Origin of the sequence: Curtobacterium sp. PhB136 (genome assembly GCF_004346855.1) — a bacterium.
Lineage (GTDB): Bacteria > Actinomycetota > Actinomycetes > Actinomycetales > Microbacteriaceae > Curtobacterium.
Genome location: NZ_SMGH01000005.1, coordinates 588,279 through 605,061 on the forward strand (window position 1 = coordinate 588,279; position 16,783 = coordinate 605,061).

Here is a 16,783-nt window from a genome sequence, read left to right on the forward strand (position 1 = left end):
TACGTATTGCGTCTCGCCCGACCCGTGTGTACGCTCGCACCACAAATACGTATTGGTCCCGCTCAACCGGGGCCACGATCGCTCAGAGAGGAGCGACCCATGGCGAACGGATTCAGCACCCCGATCGACCGGCGCACGCTGTTCAAGTTCGGCGGGGCCGGGCTCGCCCTGGCCGGCATCGGATCGCTGGCTGCATGCTCGACCACTGGCGGTGGAAGCAGCAGCTCCGGAACGGTGAAGATGCTCTACTTCGGCGAGCAGAGCGCAGCCACTGCCCTGCAGAAGGCCATCGAGCCGAAGATCAAGCAGCTCGACAAGAAGGCCAGCCTGCAGGTCACCGCGATTAACGGGACCGACTGGAACGACTTCCTCGCAAAGGTTCTCACGCAGATCGCCTCGGGCGACGTGCCGGACATCGTCAGCGTCGCAACCGAGGGGCAGCAGCTTCTGGCGTCGAAGAACCTCCTCACTCCGCTCGACGACTACGTCACGAAGAACCTGTCGGACCTGCACAAGTACTTCACCGGCGCCCACCCGGTGCTGCTGGAGTCGACGATGTACCAGGGGCACCTCTACACGTTGCCCGACAGCTTCAACGCGGGCAGCATGTTCTACTCGACCGACCTGTTCGACAAGGCAGGCCTGTCCCGCCCGACGAGCAAGTGGTCGATGGACGACTTCCACTCCTCTGCAGCGAGCCTTGCAAAGGTCGGTGGCGGCACCTACGCCTTCGACTGGGTGGTGCGCCTCTGGGGCAGCTGGACCTCGTTCCTCTACGCCAACGACGGAAACCTCCTCGAGGAGGGCAAGTACTCCGGCGGCGATTGGCTGTGGAACAGCAAGGCCTTCGCGGACAACCCGATCGGGGTCTCCGGACGTAAGGGTGGTTGGAAGTGGGGCGACCCCACGGCGAACTCGGACGCCGCCGTCGAGGCGCTGCAGTACGTCATCGACCTGCAGAAGTCCGGCGCGTCGCCCTCGCCTGACGTTGGCGGTGGCGCCACGCTGCAAGGTCTGATGGCATCCGGCCGGATCGGTATGACCATCGGTGGTGGCTTCTGGGCCGGTGGCCTCCACAACGCCGGGATGAAGAACGGCAGCTTTGACGTCGTCGAGTTCCCGACGTGGAAGAGCAACAAGTCGCTCTTCGGCGCCGGCGGCTACGGCATCTTCAACTCCTCCAAGAACAAGGACCTCGCGTTCGAGGTCATCAAGGTCATGGTGCAGCCGGAGAGCTTCGACGCACTCTGGCCCGGCAACGTCACCACCCCGGCGCAGAAGTCGCTGATGACCGCGGACCGGTACAAGACCACCGGGCCGGAGCACTGGTCGGTGTTCTACGACCAGCTCGACAACTCAGTGCCCATCTCCGCCCCGCCGTACTACAACGCCCTCGCCACCGCCCTCAACCAGCGCACCACCCAGGCGATTTCCTCCGGGAATGCCAAGAAGGCGCTCGACGGCCTCCAGGCAGACATCGAGAAGGCAGCCTCGCAGGCTTCGTGATGACAACAGCAACAGAAACACCCATCCGGCGGGCTGCCAAGGTCGCAGCCCGCCGGCCGGCGGCCAAGCGCGCCCGCCGACGTGAATCCACGTTCGGTTTCCTGATGATCGGGCTCGCGATGATCTTCGTCGCCGTGTTCACCCTCATCCCCATCCTCGCTTCCCTCGGGCTCTCATTCACCTCATGGGACGTCATCAGCAGCCCCAAGTGGGTCGGGTTCGACAACTACAAGCGTCTCTTCACCGACGGGCCGGTCCTCGCGTCGTTCGGCGTGACCGTCGCACTCGCCATCGCCATCGTCGTGCTGCAGATCTCGCTCGGCTTGCTCCTGGCGGTACTGGCGAACAACCGGAAGCGCAACGCCACCCGCGTGTTCTTCCGCACCTCGTTCTACCTGCCGCTGCTGGCTTCCACCGCCGCCGTGTCGATCTTCATGGGCTACATCTTCGACACCAAGTTCGGGCTCATCAACTACTACCTCAATGAGATCGGGCTGCCCGGCGCACACTGGCTCAACGATCCGTTCTGGGCGAAAGTCACGGTCGTGATGGTGGTCGTCTGGCAGCAGGTCGGCTTCACCTTCGTGCTCTTCGTCGCCGCACTCCTCGCGGTGCCTGTCGACGTGCAGGAAGCCGCCGCGATCGACGGTGCCGGCCCCTGGCGGACACTGTTCCGGATCAAGATCCCCCTGATCAGCCCGACGATCCTGTTCGCGACCGTCATCGCCATGATCAACGCGATGCAGCTGTTCGACCAGCCGTTCATCATGACCAAGGGCGGACCCGGCACCGCGACGACGACCGCGACCATCTCCATGTACCAGGCCGGATTCCAGAACCTGCAATTCGGGTTCGCCTCAGCCATCGCGATCCTGCTGCTGGTCATCATCGGCATCATCACCGGGCTCCAATTCATCGCCGCACGAAAGCTGGTGTTCTACCAATGACGTCCACGGACACCCTCAACCCGTTGCACGCCCCAGAAACCGTCGCGCAACCAGCTGTCAGTCACATCGTTCGTCGCCGCAAGCCTGTCGCCAAGGTGGGGAGCATCATCGGGATGATCATCCTGATCATTGCCGCCGTGTTCGCGCTCGGGCCACTGCTCTGGACACTGACCACCTCGCTACGCACACCGGCGGAATCGTTCAACAACCCGCCGCAGTGGCTACCCCTGTCCTGGGACTTCAGCAACTACGCCGCGGTGTTCAACCAGATCCCGATCGGGCAGTACTTCATCAACAGCGTCCTCGTGACGTTGCTCATCGTCGTCGGCCAGACGATCACCTGCACCCTGTCCGGGTACGCGTTCGCGATGATCAGCTTCCCCGGCAAGAACACCATCTTCGGGATCTTCCTCGCCACGATGATGGTCCCGATCCAGACGATCATCATCCCGGTCTTCGTCATCCTGAAGGACATGGGCCTGACCGGCTCCATCGCCTCCCTGATCGTCCCTGCTCTCGGCAGCGCATTCGGAACGTTCCTCATGCGGCAGTACTTCATGCAGATGCCCAAGGAGCTCGGCGAGGCGGCCCGCATCGACGGCGCCAGCCAGTTCGGGGTGTTCTGGCACGTGTACTCGCGGATGGCCAGCCCCGCGATCGCGACTCTCGCGATCCTGAACTTCTCCGGCTTCTGGGCCGAGTACTACCGACCGCTGATCTTCCTCAACCAGCAGGACACCTTCACACTGCCGCTCGGACTCGTCGGCCTGCAGGGCAACCTCGGCACCGGATCGATCTCCGTCGTCCTCGCCGGCGTCGTGCTGACCATGATCCCGAGCGTGCTGCTGTTCATCTTCGCGCAGCGGTACTTCATCGAGGGCGTCACCGCGGGGTCGTCCCGATGACCGACCCCCACGCCCTGCCAACAGCACCCCAGGAAGCCGCAAGCGCCGTGACCGTAGCCGACCACCACCTCCCGCAGTTCCACGTCCGACTCCCTCGCGGGTACGTCAACGACCCGAACGGACCCATCGACATCGGCGGGCAGGCCCACCTGTACTTCCAGTCCCGACCCCGGGTCGACCTCGAGATCCCCGTCGAGTGGGGACACGCCACCAGCGACGACCTCGTGCACTGGACCCTCCACCGACCCGCGATCGTTCCCGTCCCCGGCGGCACCGACTCCGGGGGGGCATGGTCCGGCAACACGGTCCTGCACAACGGCACCGTCCGCGCCTACTACTCCGGCAAAGTCGATCACAGTCCGTTTCAGTCGGTCCTCCTCGCGGAATCCACCGACGGCGGGAACACGTTCGGCGCCCCCGTGCAGGTCGTCGCCGACCCGTCCGCCGACGAAGCAATCACCATGTTCCGCGACCCGTTCGTCTGGCAAACGAACGACGGCTGGTCGATGGCGGTCGGCGCGGCGGCCAGGAATCAAACAGCGTCCATCCGCCACTACCGATCCGTCGACGGCATCAGCTGGACCCACGCGGGCGATCTGGTGTCGATGACACGCGACACGGTCAACGGCATCGACACCGGTGAAGGATGGGAGTGCCCACAGATCCTCACCGTCGAAGGCACCGACGTCGCGATCGTGGCCTCCTGGTCCCACGCCGACGGCCCGGGCGACGTCGTCGCCATCCCCCTGACTGGGTCTCCTTCGCCGTTCAAGGTCGACGACGGGCAGCACTTCTACGCGGCTTCCGTGATGCGGACCAGCTCGTGGGGGCCTCTGCTCTTCGGATGGGTCACCGAAGGCCGAACCGAGCAGTGGACCGAGCAGGCAGGCTGGTCCGGCGCGATCTCCCTGCCGCGCCGGGCGTGGATCACGAACGGTCGGCTCGGCACCGAACCCCACCCAGCAATCGACGCCCTCCGCGTCGGCAGCTCGGAGGCTGCGCACGGTGCTCGCATCGGAGCACAAGCCGAAATCGTGCTGCCCGTCGCCGTCACCGGCTGCGTCCGGCTGCGCTTCTCCGATGCCGAATACCTCGACATCAACGTTGACGCCGATGCAGACACCCTCACCGTCGACCGGGCGCACGCCAGCACAGATCACCGCGCTGACTCGAGTCCCGCGGTGATTCGTGGTCCCTTCGACCGGACCGCGGACCGACCCGCAGTCCGAGTGGTGTTGGACGGATCGGTCGTCGAACTGTTCACCAGCGCCGGACGTTCCATCACCACCCGCGTCTACCCGACGCAGGCGCCGCCGTGGACCGTGGAAGCACCGAGCCAGGCATTGGTATGGGAACTCGAGCACACCGTCGGGACCATTTCGGCTCCCGCCGCCGACATCACCGCTGGATCCCCATCGATCTAGCGGAGCGGCGCCGACAGGTTCGCCGGCACCGACTCGTTCCCGATCATCGAAGGAGATGACTGTGCATCGAATTACCGTTGCCGGAGAAGCGCTCGTCGACATCGTCCACGACGACGCCACCCGGGAGATCCCCGGCGGGAGCCCCGCGAACGTTGCCCTCGGGCTCGGACGGCTCGGCGCGCCGGTCGAATTCGCCACGTGGCTCGGTGACGACGCCCGCGGCCAGCAGATCGCGGATCACCTCGAGGCGTCAGGGGTCGAGCTGGTTCCCGGCGTCTTCGGTGCCACGAAAACCTCCACGGCGACAATCCGGCTCGCTCCGGACGGCCAACCCACCTACGAGTTCGGCATCGAATGGGACCTGCCGCACCTGCCGCAAACGCCTCGCTGGCTGCACATCGGATCGATCGGCGCATTCCTGCAGCCCGGAGCGGGCAAAGTGCGAGAGCTCGCCCAGCGCACCGCAGCCGCCGGCGGCACGGTCTCATTCGATCCGAACATCCGGCCCGCGCTCCTCGGCGACCTGGCGGTTGCACGGGTCTGGTTCGAGCAGCTCGCTGCAGACGCCAGTGTGCTGAAACTCTCCGACGAGGACGCCGCCTGGCTCTACCCAGGCGACAGCGCCAATGCCGTCCTCGACCGGCTCCTCGAGCTCGGCGTGATGCTGGCCGCCATCACCAGTGGTGCCGCCGGCGCAACGCTCGCGACGACCCGGGAGAGGGTCACCGTGCCAAGTGAACGCGTCGACGTCGTCGACACGGTCGGCGCCGGAGACACGTATATGGCCACCCTCATCTGGCAACTCCAGGACAACACCATCACGCTCGACGCCTTGGACTCCATAGCTCTGACACGACTCGGCCAGGTCAGCACCAGCGCCGCTGCGATCACGGTGAGCCGTCGTGGTGCGGACCTACCAACCGCCGATGACGTGCTCGCAGCACTGGGCGAGCCCACCAGATGAGCGCCCCGTCCGTTCCCCGCGGAACGACGCGGCAGAAGCGCCCCGATGCCGGAACGATGTCACTCGGGCAACACTTCAACGAGCTCCGGAAGCGGCTCTTCCGCGCGGTGCTCGCCATCGCAGTCTGCGCGGTCATCGGCTGGTTCCTCACACCATTCGTGCTCGACCAACTCCGCGCACCCGTCACCGAGCTCGCAACCGCCGGCGGCGGTCACACCGCGGAACTGAACTTCCCCGCCATCAGCAGCGCCTTCGACCTGCGCCTCCAAATCACAATCACCATCGCGGTCGTCATCGCCAGCCCCGCCTGGCTGTACCAAGTCTGGGCGTTCATCGTTCCTGCCCTGGTTCGAAAGGAAAGGCTCTACGCCGTCGGGTTCCTCGGATCCGCGATTCCCCTCTTCCTCGGCGGCTGCTGGTTCGGCTGGTACGTCCTGCCGCACATCGTGCAGATCCTCGGCAGCTTCGTCGCAGACCAAGACACCTCGATCGTCGACGCGAAGGCGTACTACGACTTCGCCGTGAAGCTCGTCCTCGCCGTCGGTATCGCGTTCGTCCTGCCGGTGTTCCTCGTCCTGCTCAATTTCGTCGGGGTCCTCACCGCGAAAGCGATCCTCGGCGCATGGCGCATCGCCGTGCTCTGCATCCTCATCTTCACCGCACTCGTCACACCCTCCGCCGACATCGCATCGATGTTCCTCCTCGCCATCCCGATGGGCGTGCTCTACCTCGCAGCGTGCGCGGTCGCTTGGCTGCACGACCGCCGTCTTGCTCGCCGCCTCGGAGCAGCTTCCTCAACCACCACCCCGTGACGTAGCGTCCGCTGCGCCGCCTGCACACGAAGGACTTATCATGCTCGGCAACCTCACCGGCGTCCACCTGCTCATCATCCTCGGCATCGTCGTACTGCTCTTCGGCGCCACCAAGCTGCCCGCCCTGGCAAAGGGGCTCGGGCAGTCGCTCAACATCTTCCGCAGCGAGATCCACGCGGGCGACAACAAGAAGAGCGCCGACCAGGCCAGCACCCCGGTCGCACACGACGGCACCGTGCCGTCGCACGAGTGAGCTGCTCTTCGACGAGCTGACGGGGAAGCACCGTGGACGTCGAGAAGCTGCTCGTCATCGCCGCCATCGCCGGGTTCTGTCTCGGACCGGCTCGGCTGGCCACCCACAGCAAACAGCTCACCGCCTTCCTGCGTCAGCTGCGGGGATGGGCTGACACGACCAAAGCGCAGATCGAAGAGCAGACCGGGGTCGACATCGACTGGTCCGAACTCGATCCGCGCCGCTACGACCCGCGCCGCATCATCCGCGACGCGCTCACGCAACCTCCGACACCACACGAACCCACCGTTGAACCAACGGCGCTTACCCACACTGCAGGACCAACCAACGCTCGAACCGGAGTCAACGATGACATCTGAATTTCACCGCCGAACCCTCTTCCAGGGCGCCGGAATCGGCGCCCTGGCGCTCTTCGCCACAGCAGCGCCCGCTGAAGCCGCGCAGGCTGCCACCGCGGGATCCGCCTCCACCACGACCACAGCAGCGACCTCCTTCCGAGCGAAGTACCACATGACCCCGCCGGCGGGGTGGCTCTCCGACCCGCAGCGACCGGTATTCACACGGGGCGCCTACCAGCTGTACTACCTGCACTCCGACGTCGACAACGGGGACGGCGGATGGGACCACGTCTCCACCACAGACGGCATCAACTTCACCTTCCAGGGCACCGTCATCCCCCTGCAAACCGGCCTGCCCACCTGGACCGGGTGCACCCTGATCGACACCAACAACACCGCCGGCTACGGCGCCGGTGCCGTCATCGCGCTGGCCACCCGCCCCACCGGAGCCGTGCGGAAGTACCAGGAGCAGTACCTCTTCTACTCCACCGACGGCGGCTTCACCTTCACCGCCCGACCGAACCCCGTCATCGTCAACACCGACGGGCGTACCGCCACCACCGACGCGCAGATTTCCAACGCGGAGTGGTTCCGCGACCCCAAGGTGGCCTGGGACGACGTCCGCAACGAATGGGTCTGCGTCATCGGCCGGCAGCGTTACGCCGCGTTCTACACGTCAAAGAACCTCATCGACTGGACACTGCAGCACAACTTTGACTACCCCGACCACAACCTCGGTGGCATCGAGTGCCCCGACCTCTTCCAGATCACAGCAGATGACGGCACCAAGCACTGGGTCCTTGCCGGCAGCATGGACGCCTACAACGAGGGGCTGCCCTGCACGTACGCGTACTGGACCGGCTCGTGGAACGGCACCACGTACACCGCGGACAACCTCACACCGCAATGGCTCGACTGGGGATGGGACTGGTACGCGGCAGTCACCTGGCCTGCCAACGAAGCGCCGACAACGAAGCGGTACGGCCTCGGCTGGATGAACAACTGGAAGTACGCGAACCGGCAGGTCCCCACCGACGCATCCGACGGGTACAACGGCCAGAACTCGATCGTCCGCGAGATCACGCTGCAGAAGCAGACCGATGGTCGCTACACGCTGCTCAGCGCACCGATCGCGGCGCTCAAGGGCACCGCGAAGCGGACCGTGCCGATCACGAACCAGACCGTCAACGGTTCAGTGGTCTTGCCCTACAACGGCCGCGCGTACGAGATCGAGCTCGACGCCACCTGGACTAACGCCACCAACGTCGGAGTCTCGGTCGGACGCTCGGCGGACGGGGCGCGACACACCAACATCGGCAAGTACCGGAGCGACCTATACGTCGACAGGGCCTCGTCCGACCGTGCAGGATTCGCACTGACGCCCTACACCCGTGCCGCAGCGCCCATCGACCCCGCCGCCCGCGCCGTGCACCTCCGGATCCTCGTCGACACGCAAAGCGTCGAGGTGTTCGTCAATGCCGGCTACACCGTGCTCTCGAATCAGGTGAACTTCGACGCCGGCGACACGGGCATCTCGCTGTACTCCGACGGCGGTACCGCAACCTTCTCGAACATCACCATCCGCGAATACGGAAGCTAGCGCGCGCAGGGCGGAAGGCAGCAGTTGCCCTTCCGCCCTGGGGCTGCTTCTTCGCTGCCCGCTAGACGGTCGTCCTCCGGACGACTCGCTCCGTGCCGAGCAGCGTCAGGCCGTCCGGTCTCAGATGGGTGGTCCGCAGACTTTTTGAATCCGGGGTCCCCTATCCGGACGCCCTCGACAACGACGAGAACGCCCTGCCGGCCGAAGCCATCGGGGCGTTCTCGTAAGTCAGAGCAGGATCAGAAGTCCCAGTCCTCGTCCTCAGTGCTCTCCGCCTTGCCGATGACATACGACGACCCAGACCCCGAGAAGAAGTCGTGGTTCTCGTCCGCATTGGGCGACAGCGCCGACAGGATCGCCGGGTTCACGTCCGTCGTCTCCTTGGGGAACATCGGCTCGTAGCCCAGGTTCATCAGCGCCTTGTTGGCGTTGTAGTGCAGGAACTTCTTGACGTCCTCGGTCAGCCCGACCTGGTCGTAGAGGTCCTGCGTGTACTGGACCTCGTTCTCGTAGAGCTCGAACAGGAGGTTGAACGTGTAGTCCTTGATCTCCTGCTTGCGCTCCTCCGAGAGCCCTTCGAGGCCCTTCTGGAACTTGTACCCGATGTAGTACCCGTGGACGGCTTCGTCGCGAATGATCAGGCGGATCAGGTCAGCGGTGTTGGTGAGCTTGGCGCGCGAGGACCAGTACATCGGCAGGTAGAAGCCGGAGTAGAACAGGAACGACTCGAGCAGGGTCGAGGCGACCTTGCGCTTCAGGGGGTCGTCACCGGTGTAGTAGTCGAGGACGATCTGCGCCTTCTTCTGCAGGTTCGGGTTCTCGACCGACCAGCGGAAGGCGTCGTCGATCTCCGGCGTGGACGCGAGCGTCGAGAAGATGGACGAGTAGCTCTTGGCGTGCACCGACTCCATGAACGCGATGTTCGTGTAGACGGCCTCTTCGTGCGGGGTGACGGCGTCGGGGATCAGGCTGATCGCGCCGACGGTGCCCTGGATCGTGTCGAGGAGCGTCAGACCGGTGAAGACGCGCATGGTCAGCGTCTGCTCGGCCGGCGTGAGCGTGTTCCACGACTGCACGTCGTTCGACAGCGGCACCTTCTCGGGCAGCCAGAAGTTGTTGACGAGGCGGTTCCAGACCTCGACGTCCTTCTCGTCCTGGATGCGGTTCCAGTTGATCGCGCTGACCGAACGGATCAGCGGGACGGCTTTGCCGGTGGCGTGGACCGGGTCGGTGAGAGTCATTGCGTTCTTCCGGAATTCGTGGATCGGAACAGGTGTCGGACCGGAGGCGCGGTGCGGGCTGGCACCGCGCCTCCGGTCAGGAGAAGGTCAAGAACAAGGTCACAGCATGCACGAAACGCAGCCCTCGACCTCGGTGCCCTCGAGCGCGAGCTGGCGGAGACGGATGTAGTAGATCGTCTTGATGCCCTTGCGCCATGCGTAGATCTGCGCCTTGTTGATGTCGCGCGTGGTGGCGGTGTCCTTGAAGAACAGCGTCAGGGACAGGCCCTGGTCCACGTGCTGCGTCGCCGCGGCGTACGTGTCGATGATCTTCTCCGGGCCGATCTCGTACGCGTCCTGGTAGTAGTCCAGGTTCTCGTTCGTCATGAACGGCGCCGGGTAGTAGACGCGACCGAGCTTGCCTTCCTTGCGGATCTCGATCTTCGACGCGATCGGGTGGATCGACGAGGTGGAGTGGTTGATGTACGAGATCGAACCGGTCGGCGGCACGGCCTGCAGGTTCTGGTTGTAGATCCCGTGCTCCTGGATGGACGCCTTCAGCGCCTTCCAGTCGTCCTGCGTCGGGATGGTGATGTTCGCGTTGTCGAAGAGCGAAGCAACACGAGCCGTCGCGGGCGTCCACGCAGCGTCGGTGTACTTGTCGAAGAACTCACCGGACGCGTACTTCGAGTCGCGGAAGCCGTCGAAGGTCTCGCCGGTCTCGATGGCGATGTTGTTCGAGGCGCGCAGGGCGTGGAACAGCACCGTGTAGAAGTAGATGTTCGTGAAGTCGATGCCCTCTTCGGAGCCGTAGTACACGTGCTCACGAGCGAGGTAGCCGTGCAGGTTCATCTGGCCGAGGCCGATGGCGTGCGACTTGTCGTTGCCGTCCTCGACGGAACGCACCGAGTTGATGTGCGACATCTGCGAGACCGAGGTCAGGCCGCGGATCGCCGTCTCGATGGTCTTGCCGAAGTTCGGCGAGTCCATCGTGAGCGCGATGTTCAGCGAGCCGAGGTTGCAGGAGATGTCCTTGCCGATCTCCTTGTACGAGAGGTCCTCGTTGAAGGTGGTCGGGGTGTTGACCTGCAGGATCTCCGAGCACAGGTTGGACATGTTGATCCGGCCCTTGATCGGGTTGGCCTTGTTCACCGTGTCCTCGAACACGATGTACGGGTAACCCGACTCGAACTGGATCTCCGCGATGGTCTGGAAGAACTCGCGGGCCTTGATCTTCGTCTTCTTGATGCGCGAGTCGTCGACCATGGCGCGGTAGTTCTCGGAGATCGGGACGTCACCGAAGGGGACGCCGTAGACCTTCTCGACGTCGTACGGCGAGAAGAGGTACATGTCCTCGTTGTTCTTCGCGAGCTCGAACGTGATGTCCGGCACGACGACACCGAGCGACAGCGTCTTGATGCGGATCTTCTCGTCGGCGTTCTCACGCTTGGTGTCGAGGAACTTCATGATGTCCGGGTGGTGCGCCGACAGGTACACGGCACCGGCACCCTGGCGGGCACCGAGCTGGTTGGCGTACGAGAAGGAGTCTTCCAGCAGCTTCATCACGGGGATGATGCCCGAGGACTGGTTCTCGATCTGCTTGATCGGAGCGCCGGCTTCACGGATGTTGGAGAGCAGCAGGGCCACGCCACCGCCGCGCTTCGAGAGCTGCAGCGAGGAGTTGATCCCGCGAGAGATCGACTCCATGTTGTCCTCGATGCGGAGGAGGAAGCAGGAGACGAGCTCGCCGCGCTGTGCCTTCGCGGTGTTGAGGAACGTCGGGGTCGCGGGCTGGAAGCGCCCGGCGACGATCTCCTCGACGAGGTCGATCGCGAGCTGCTCGTTGCCCTGCGCGAGGCCGAGGGCGGTCATCACGACGCGGTCCTCGAAGCGCTCGAGGTAGCGCTTGCCGTCGAACGTCTTGAGCGTGTAGCTCGTGTAGTACTTGAACGCCCCGAGGAACGTCTGGAACCGGAACTTCTTCGAGTACGCCAGGTCGTTCAGACGCTGGATGAAGTCGAGCGAGTACAGGTCGATCGTCGCCTGCTCGTAGTACTCGTTCTCCACCAGGTAGTCGAGCCGCTCCTTCAGGTTGTGGAAGAAGACGGTGTTCTGGTTGACGTGCTGCAGGAAGAACTGCTTGGCGGCTTCGCGGTCCTTGTCGAACTGGATGTTGCCGTCCGCGTCGTAGAGGTTGAGCATCGCGTTGAGGGAGTGGTAGTCCATCCCCGTCGTCGGCGACGTCAGATCGACGTCTGCAACTGCTGCGTCCAAAATGCATCCAATCCTGAGTTGACCGCGGACACGTCGTCCGGCGTGCCGAAGAGTTCGAAGCGGTAGAGCACGGGCACGTGGCACTTCTGTGAGACCACGTCGCCCGCGAGGCCGTAGGCCTCACCGAAGTTCGTGTTCCCGCCGACGATGACGCCCCGGATCAGTGACCGGTTGTGTTCGTCGTTCAGGAACTTGATGACCTGCTTGGGGACCGCTCCCTCGCCGTTCCCGCCACCGTAGGTGGGCAGGACGAGGACGTACGGTTCGTCCACGTGCAGGAACGGTTCGCCCGGGTAGAGCGGGATCCGGTCCGCGTCGCGGCCGAGCTTCTCCACGAAGCGTGCGGTGTACCCGGACACGCTGGAGAAGTAGACGAGTCGGCTCATGCTGCGCTCCTCGACAGAAGGTGCGGACTGACGGACCGGAGGGGTGTCCGTGGGCGGTGAGTCGAGCCTCCTGATCGAGTTCGAGTCACCGCCCACCGGACGGGAGACGCCTTACGCCAGTTCGGCGCTGAGCGTCGCGATCTTGTCGGGGCGGAAGCCCGACCAGTGGTCGTCGTCGGTCACGACGACGGGGGCCTGGAGGTAGCCGAGGCTCTTGACGTGCTCGAGCGCGGCTTCGTCCGTGGAGACGTCGTGCACCTCGTACTGGATGCCCTTGTTGTCGAGGGCCCGGTACGTCGCGGTGCACTGGACGCAGGACGGCTTGGTGTAGACGGTGACGGCCATGTTTACCCCTGGTTCTGGGCCTGATTCCAGGTCCGAAGTTCGTGTGCTGTGCTGAGCACGACGCTACTACATGTAGTGCTCGATCGCGGTAGTGACCACAAGAGGAAGTGTTACACCCCTGTAGTTCTCCACAACACCCTCCACAGTCTGTGGATTCCCCACAGCCCCGGATTTCCGCCAGTCTCGCACCGGCCACCGACACTCCCAACAGGCTGTGGAGGCGGTTCTCCAGAGGTGTGGAAACCGGACGTTCGTACCCCTGCATCGGCGTGTCTGAGAACCGCGTTCCGGACCCCCTCCCCCGGAGTGGTCACACGGCCCGCGCCGTGCCCCGTCCGGTCCGTACACTCGGAGCGTGAGCGCGTACGGCAACCTCCTGAAGACCCCCGGCGTGGGTCGTGTGATCGCCGCGCAGCTCACCGCGAGGTTCCCCTTCGGGATGCTCTCGCTGGCGTACCTGCTGCACGTCGAGCACGTCTTCCACTCGTACGGATCCGCCGGGCTCGTGCTCGCCACCACCAGCGTCGGCCAAGCCATCGCCGGCCCGCTCACCAGCCGCTGGATGGGCAGCTGGGGCATGCGCCCCGTCCTCATCCTGACCAGCCTGATCGCGCTCGTGAGCATGGGCGTGATCGCGTTCGCCACCATGCCACTGTGGGCGTACGTGGTGGTCGGGTTCCTCGGCGGCCTTGCGGTCCCGCCCGTCCAGCCCGCCGTGCGCACCATCTACCCGAAGATGGTCACCTCGACGCAGCTGACACCCCTCTTCTCCCTCGACGCCAGCGCGCAGGAACTGATCTGGGTCGCCGGACCCGTCATCACGACGTTCGTCGCGACGCAGATCGGCACCGTCGAGGCGATCGTCCTCGCGATGGCGTTCCTCGTCATCGGCGGCGTCTGGTTCATCGCCTCCCCCGAGCTCGGCCGCGTCCGCATCCCCCGCTCCAAGCGCGCGTTCGGCGTCGTGCTGCAGCGCCCGTCCGTGGTCGTCGCGACCCTCACCGGCATGCTCCTCATCGGAGCGTGCGCCGCGGTGGAGGCCGGGGTCACCAGCGCCTTCGGCGAGGGCAGCCCGAACGCCGGCATCGTCCTGGCGATCTTCGCGGTCGGTTCGCTGGTCGGTGGCCTGGCCTTCGGCCACCGACCGATCTCGCCGAACACCCTGTGGACGCGGATGCTCATCGTCTTCATCGGCCTGGGGCTCGCCACGTTCGGCACCGGGTTCTGGTGGCTCGCGTTCGCGCTGCTCATCGCGGGCGGCGGGATCGCGCCGGCCCTCGCCGTGATGTTCGGGTCGGTCTCCGCCACCGTGAAGTTCTCCGACACGGCAGAGGCCTACGGCTGGATGGGTACCGGCCAGCTCATCGGTGCCGCGCTCGGTTCCGCGGTCGCCGGCTTCCTCATCGACATGCACGGTGCGACGGGCGGCATGGTCGTCGGCGCAGCCGCCGCCTTCGTCGGCGTGCTGCTGCCGCTGGTCGCGAAGCGTTGGCTCCCCGACCTGCGCGGTCGCGACGCCAGCCCCATCCCCGACACCGAGCCGGTGAACATCCCGACTTAGGCGCCGGGTCGCGGGTCGCGGGTCCCCGCCCGTCCCCCGCCGGGTCGTCCTCGCTGGCCCGTCCCCCGCCCCGCCTCCGCCGGGTCGCCCCTCGCCGGGTCGTCCTCGCTGGCCCGTCCCCCACCCCGCCTCCGCCAGGTCGTTTCGCGCGTGGGAGGTCGAATCGCGCGTAGGTGGTCGATTCTTCCGACCCCCTACGCGCGATTCGACTTTCCAGTGCGGGCGCGATGGGTGAGAACGGGCCTCCTCCACAACTCGGAGCGCGCGCCCGGTTCTGCACAGATCGGACGGGAGGCCCGACTCGACTCCGCCAGGACCGGCAGGATGGTCTGCATGGTCACCTCCATCCCCCTCCGCGACGGTCGGTCCGTCCCCGCCATCGGCTTCGGCGTGTACAAGGTCGACGACGCGGAAGCAGCGGTCGCGGTCGGAACCGCACTCGACGCCGGGTACCGCCACGTGGACACAGCCGAGATGTACGGCAACGAAACCGGTGTCGGGAAGGCGATCCGAGCCTCCGGACTGGATCGTGACGACGTCTTCGTGACCACGAAGGTGTGGAACACCAATCAGGGACGCGACGAGACCCTGCGGGCGTTCGACGCCAGTCTCGACCGACTCGGGCTCGACGCGGTCGACCTCTACCTGATCCACTGGCCGGCCGCTGCGAACGACCGCTACGTCGACACCTGGCGCGCGCTTGTGGAACTGCGGGAGTCCGGTCGTGCGCGCAGCGTGGGCGTCTCGAACTTCCAGGTGCCGCACCTCGAGCGGATCATCGCCGAGACGGGCCAGGTCCCCGCGGTGAACCAGGTCGAGCGGCACCCCTGGCTCCCCCAGCGCGAACTCATCGACTTCCACCGCCGGCACGACATCGTGACGGAAGCGTGGTCACCGCTCGGTCGCGGGCGGCTCATCGAGGACCCGGTGCTCGTCGGGATCGCGGACGCCCACGGGGTGAGTGTGGCGCAGGTCCTCGTGCGGTGGAACGTGCAGCAGGGGGTCGTGGTGCTGCCGAAGTCGGTCACACCGTCGCGGATCCGGTCGAACATCGACGTCGACGGCTTCGCGCTGACAGACGACGAGCTCACGGCGATCGCTGCGCTCGAGTCCGGCCAGCGCACGGGGTCGCACCCCGATTCGGTGTCCTAGCGCCCGCTACCCGCGGCGGTCGTCCTCGGACTGCCACGGCAGGTGGAGGTCCTCCGGCGCGGGCTCCACGTCGCCCGCGTCGTCGGCGCCGCCCGTGCCCGGGGCCGCGGTGATCTTCGACGGGTCGATGCCGTCCTCGCGCAGGTCGTCGTCGTCGCGCTGTTCGGTCTGCGACGAGACGCTCTCCCGCTCGCTCGACGGGCTGTGGGAGGTGTCTGCGGCACGCTGCTGACGCTCGCTCGCGCCCGCCACGTCCTCGCTGTGCGCGGCGGCGCGCAGTGCGTCGTTCCGGTCCCGGTCGTCCGCGTGCTCGGGTCCCGCGATGTCGTTGCTCATGCGCGTGACGGTAGGCCGCCGCACCTGCGTGCCCTCGCACCGTGCGAGCACGCGGTGCCGCGCCGCCGCGCCGCGCCGCTCCGCCCCGCTCTGATCGCAGCGTGCGAGGTTCCGTCCACTGTGCGAGCACCCACGCCTCCCACAGTGTCCGCAGCCTCGCACAGTGCGAGCACGCGGAGCCCCGCGCCCGTCCGCTACCGTTGTCGGGCACTCGCCCCACCTCAGGAGGTCCCCCGTGACGATCGTCGCAGCAGCTGACGGCTCCGCCCTCGGCAACCCCGGCCCGGCCGGCTGGGCCTGGTACGTCGACGACGACCGCTGGGCAGCCGGCGGGTGGCCGAACGCCACGAACAACCAGGGCGAGCTCACCGCCGTGCTGCAGCTGCTCCGCGCCACGAAGGACTCCGGCGAACCGCTGCACATCCTCTGCGACAGCCAGTACGCCATCAAGGCGTGCACCGAGTGGCTGGCGGGGTGGAAGCGGAAGGGATGGCGGAAGGCCGACGGCAAGCCGGTCATGAACGTCGAGATCATCAAGGAGCTCGACGCCGAGCTCCAGGGCCGCAAGGTCACCTTCGAGTGGGTCCGGGGTCACGTCGGCCACGAGATGAACGAGGCCGCCGACGTCCGCGCCCGTGGTGCTGCGACCGCGTACCAGAACCACACCGAGGTCCCCCACGGCCCGGGCTGGCCCGGCGTCGAGGTGACCGAGCCAGCGCCGCTGCCCGAGGCGACGCCGCCCGCGACCCTGTTCTGACGT

At 66.0% G+C, this 16,783-nt stretch carries 17 protein-coding genes; 12 read left to right on the forward strand and 5 right to left on the reverse strand.

Annotated elements, in window-relative coordinates; all coding sequences use genetic code 11:
- The first annotated feature begins 99 nt into the window (after positions 1-99).
- The 9 genes from EDF27_RS09200 (at position 100) to EDF27_RS09240 (ending at position 8,749) form a co-directional block, all read left to right on the forward strand.
- Positions 100-1,506: a sugar ABC transporter substrate-binding protein gene (locus EDF27_RS09200; RefSeq protein ID WP_123291690.1), complete on the forward strand. Its 1,407-nt coding sequence runs from the start codon at positions 100-102 to the stop codon at positions 1,504-1,506.
- Positions 1,506-2,453, forward strand: coding sequence for a sugar ABC transporter permease (locus EDF27_RS09205; protein ID WP_132048379.1), 948 nt, complete (start codon positions 1,506-1,508; stop codon positions 2,451-2,453). The genes EDF27_RS09200 and EDF27_RS09205 overlap by 1 nt, the downstream gene beginning before the upstream one ends.
- A 95-nt stretch (positions 2,454-2,548) precedes the next feature.
- Positions 2,549-3,358 (forward strand): carbohydrate ABC transporter permease, encoded by an 810-nt coding sequence (locus tag EDF27_RS09210; protein WP_347812798.1) that lies wholly within the window; start codon positions 2,549-2,551, stop codon positions 3,356-3,358.
- A gap of 47 nt (positions 3,359-3,405) precedes the next feature.
- Positions 3,406-4,782 (forward strand): glycoside hydrolase family 32 protein, encoded by a 1,377-nt coding sequence (locus tag EDF27_RS09215; protein ID WP_165931420.1) that lies wholly within the window; start codon positions 3,406-3,408, stop codon positions 4,780-4,782.
- Between the two features lie 55 nt (positions 4,783-4,837).
- Positions 4,838-5,746 carry a carbohydrate kinase gene (locus EDF27_RS09220; protein WP_132048385.1) on the forward strand — a complete coding sequence of 303 codons (909 nt, stop codon included), beginning with the start codon at positions 4,838-4,840 and terminating at the stop codon, positions 5,744-5,746.
- Positions 5,747-5,802: 56 nt separating this feature from the next.
- A complete protein-coding gene (gene tatC / locus EDF27_RS09225) occupies positions 5,803-6,558 on the forward strand; it encodes a twin-arginine translocase subunit TatC (protein WP_132048387.1) in 756 nt (251 codons plus the stop codon).
- Positions 6,559-6,598: 40 nt separating this feature from the next.
- Positions 6,599-6,811: a twin-arginine translocase TatA/TatE family subunit gene (locus tag EDF27_RS20255; RefSeq protein ID WP_132048389.1), complete on the forward strand. Its 213-nt coding sequence runs from the start codon at positions 6,599-6,601 to the stop codon at positions 6,809-6,811.
- Between the two features lie 32 nt (positions 6,812-6,843).
- Entirely contained in the window at positions 6,844-7,170 is a 327-nt protein-coding gene (locus tag EDF27_RS09235; protein ID WP_132048391.1) for a hypothetical protein, read from the forward strand.
- Positions 7,160-8,749, forward strand: a complete 1,590-nt coding sequence (locus EDF27_RS09240) for a glycoside hydrolase family 32 protein (RefSeq protein ID WP_132048393.1) — start codon at positions 7,160-7,162, stop codon at positions 8,747-8,749. The genes EDF27_RS09235 and EDF27_RS09240 overlap by 11 nt, the downstream gene beginning before the upstream one ends.
- A gap of 239 nt (positions 8,750-8,988) precedes the next feature.
- Here EDF27_RS09240 and nrdF read toward each other — a convergent pair whose 3' ends face one another.
- The 4 genes from nrdF to nrdH all read right to left on the reverse strand — a co-directional run bounded on the left by nrdF (position 8,989) and on the right by nrdH (position 12,974).
- Positions 8,989-9,990, reverse strand: a complete 1,002-nt coding sequence (gene nrdF / locus EDF27_RS09245; RefSeq protein ID WP_243698270.1) for a class 1b ribonucleoside-diphosphate reductase subunit beta — start codon at positions 9,988-9,990, stop codon at positions 8,989-8,991.
- A 99-nt stretch (positions 9,991-10,089) separates the two neighbouring features.
- Positions 10,090-12,195, reverse strand: coding sequence for a class 1b ribonucleoside-diphosphate reductase subunit alpha (nrdE, locus tag EDF27_RS09250; RefSeq protein WP_123655943.1), 2,106 nt, complete (start codon positions 12,193-12,195; stop codon positions 10,090-10,092).
- 17 nt (positions 12,196-12,212) lie between these two features.
- Positions 12,213-12,629 carry a class Ib ribonucleoside-diphosphate reductase assembly flavoprotein NrdI gene (gene nrdI / locus EDF27_RS09255; RefSeq protein WP_123701521.1) on the reverse strand — a complete coding sequence of 139 codons (417 nt, stop codon included), beginning with the start codon at positions 12,627-12,629 and terminating at the stop codon, positions 12,213-12,215.
- A 111-nt stretch (positions 12,630-12,740) separates the two neighbouring features.
- Positions 12,741-12,974, reverse strand: coding sequence for a glutaredoxin-like protein NrdH (gene nrdH, locus EDF27_RS09260; protein ID WP_022904483.1), 234 nt, complete (start codon positions 12,972-12,974; stop codon positions 12,741-12,743).
- Between the two features lie 355 nt (positions 12,975-13,329).
- On the opposite strand from nrdH, the gene EDF27_RS09265 reads away from it, so the two are divergent.
- Both EDF27_RS09265 and EDF27_RS09270 read left to right on the forward strand, forming a co-directional pair.
- Positions 13,330-14,535, forward strand: a complete 1,206-nt coding sequence (locus EDF27_RS09265) for an MFS transporter (protein ID WP_123655945.1) — start codon at positions 13,330-13,332, stop codon at positions 14,533-14,535.
- A 333-nt stretch (positions 14,536-14,868) separates the two neighbouring features.
- Positions 14,869-15,687, forward strand: coding sequence for an aldo/keto reductase (locus EDF27_RS09270; RefSeq protein WP_132048395.1), 819 nt, complete (start codon positions 14,869-14,871; stop codon positions 15,685-15,687).
- A 6-nt stretch (positions 15,688-15,693) separates the two neighbouring features.
- Here EDF27_RS09270 and EDF27_RS09275 read toward each other — a convergent pair whose 3' ends face one another.
- Positions 15,694-16,023: a hypothetical protein gene (locus tag EDF27_RS09275; protein WP_132048397.1), complete on the reverse strand. Its 330-nt coding sequence runs from the start codon at positions 16,021-16,023 to the stop codon at positions 15,694-15,696.
- Positions 16,024-16,258: 235 nt separating this feature from the next.
- Here EDF27_RS09275 and EDF27_RS09280 point away from each other — a divergent pair, with 235 nt between their 5' ends.
- Positions 16,259-16,780, forward strand: a complete 522-nt coding sequence (locus EDF27_RS09280; protein WP_123701517.1) for a ribonuclease H — start codon at positions 16,259-16,261, stop codon at positions 16,778-16,780.
- Positions 16,781-16,783: the final 3 nt, after the last annotated feature.

Excerpts from the sequence above, each read along its gene's own strand:
- EDF27_RS09200 (WP_123291690.1), top strand. The coding sequence starts at position 100 with ATGGCGAACGGATTCAGCACCCCGATCGACCGGCGCACGCTGTTCAAG.
- EDF27_RS09205 (WP_132048379.1), top strand. The coding sequence starts at position 1,506 with ATGACAACAGCAACAGAAACACCCATCCGGCGGGCTGCCAAGGTCGCA.
- EDF27_RS09220 (WP_132048385.1), top strand. The coding sequence starts at position 4,838 with ATGACTGTGCATCGAATTACCGTTGCCGGAGAAGCGCTCGTCGACATC.
- tatC (WP_132048387.1), top strand. The coding sequence starts at position 5,803 with ATGTCACTCGGGCAACACTTCAACGAGCTCCGGAAGCGGCTCTTCCGC.
- EDF27_RS20255 (WP_132048389.1), top strand. The coding sequence starts at position 6,599 with ATGCTCGGCAACCTCACCGGCGTCCACCTGCTCATCATCCTCGGCATC.
- EDF27_RS09240 (WP_132048393.1), top strand. The coding sequence starts at position 7,160 with ATGACATCTGAATTTCACCGCCGAACCCTCTTCCAGGGCGCCGGAATC.
- nrdF (WP_243698270.1), bottom strand. The coding sequence starts at position 9,990 with ATGACTCTCACCGACCCGGTCCACGCCACCGGCAAAGCCGTCCCGCTG.
- nrdE (WP_123655943.1), bottom strand. The coding sequence starts at position 12,195 with ATGGACTACCACTCCCTCAACGCGATGCTCAACCTCTACGACGCGGAC.
- nrdI (WP_123701521.1), bottom strand. The coding sequence starts at position 12,629 with ATGAGCCGACTCGTCTACTTCTCCAGCGTGTCCGGGTACACCGCACGC.
- nrdH (WP_022904483.1), bottom strand. The coding sequence starts at position 12,974 with ATGGCCGTCACCGTCTACACCAAGCCGTCCTGCGTCCAGTGCACCGCG.
- EDF27_RS09270 (WP_132048395.1), top strand. The coding sequence starts at position 14,869 with ATGGTCACCTCCATCCCCCTCCGCGACGGTCGGTCCGTCCCCGCCATC.
- EDF27_RS09275 (WP_132048397.1), bottom strand. The coding sequence starts at position 16,023 with ATGAGCAACGACATCGCGGGACCCGAGCACGCGGACGACCGGGACCGG.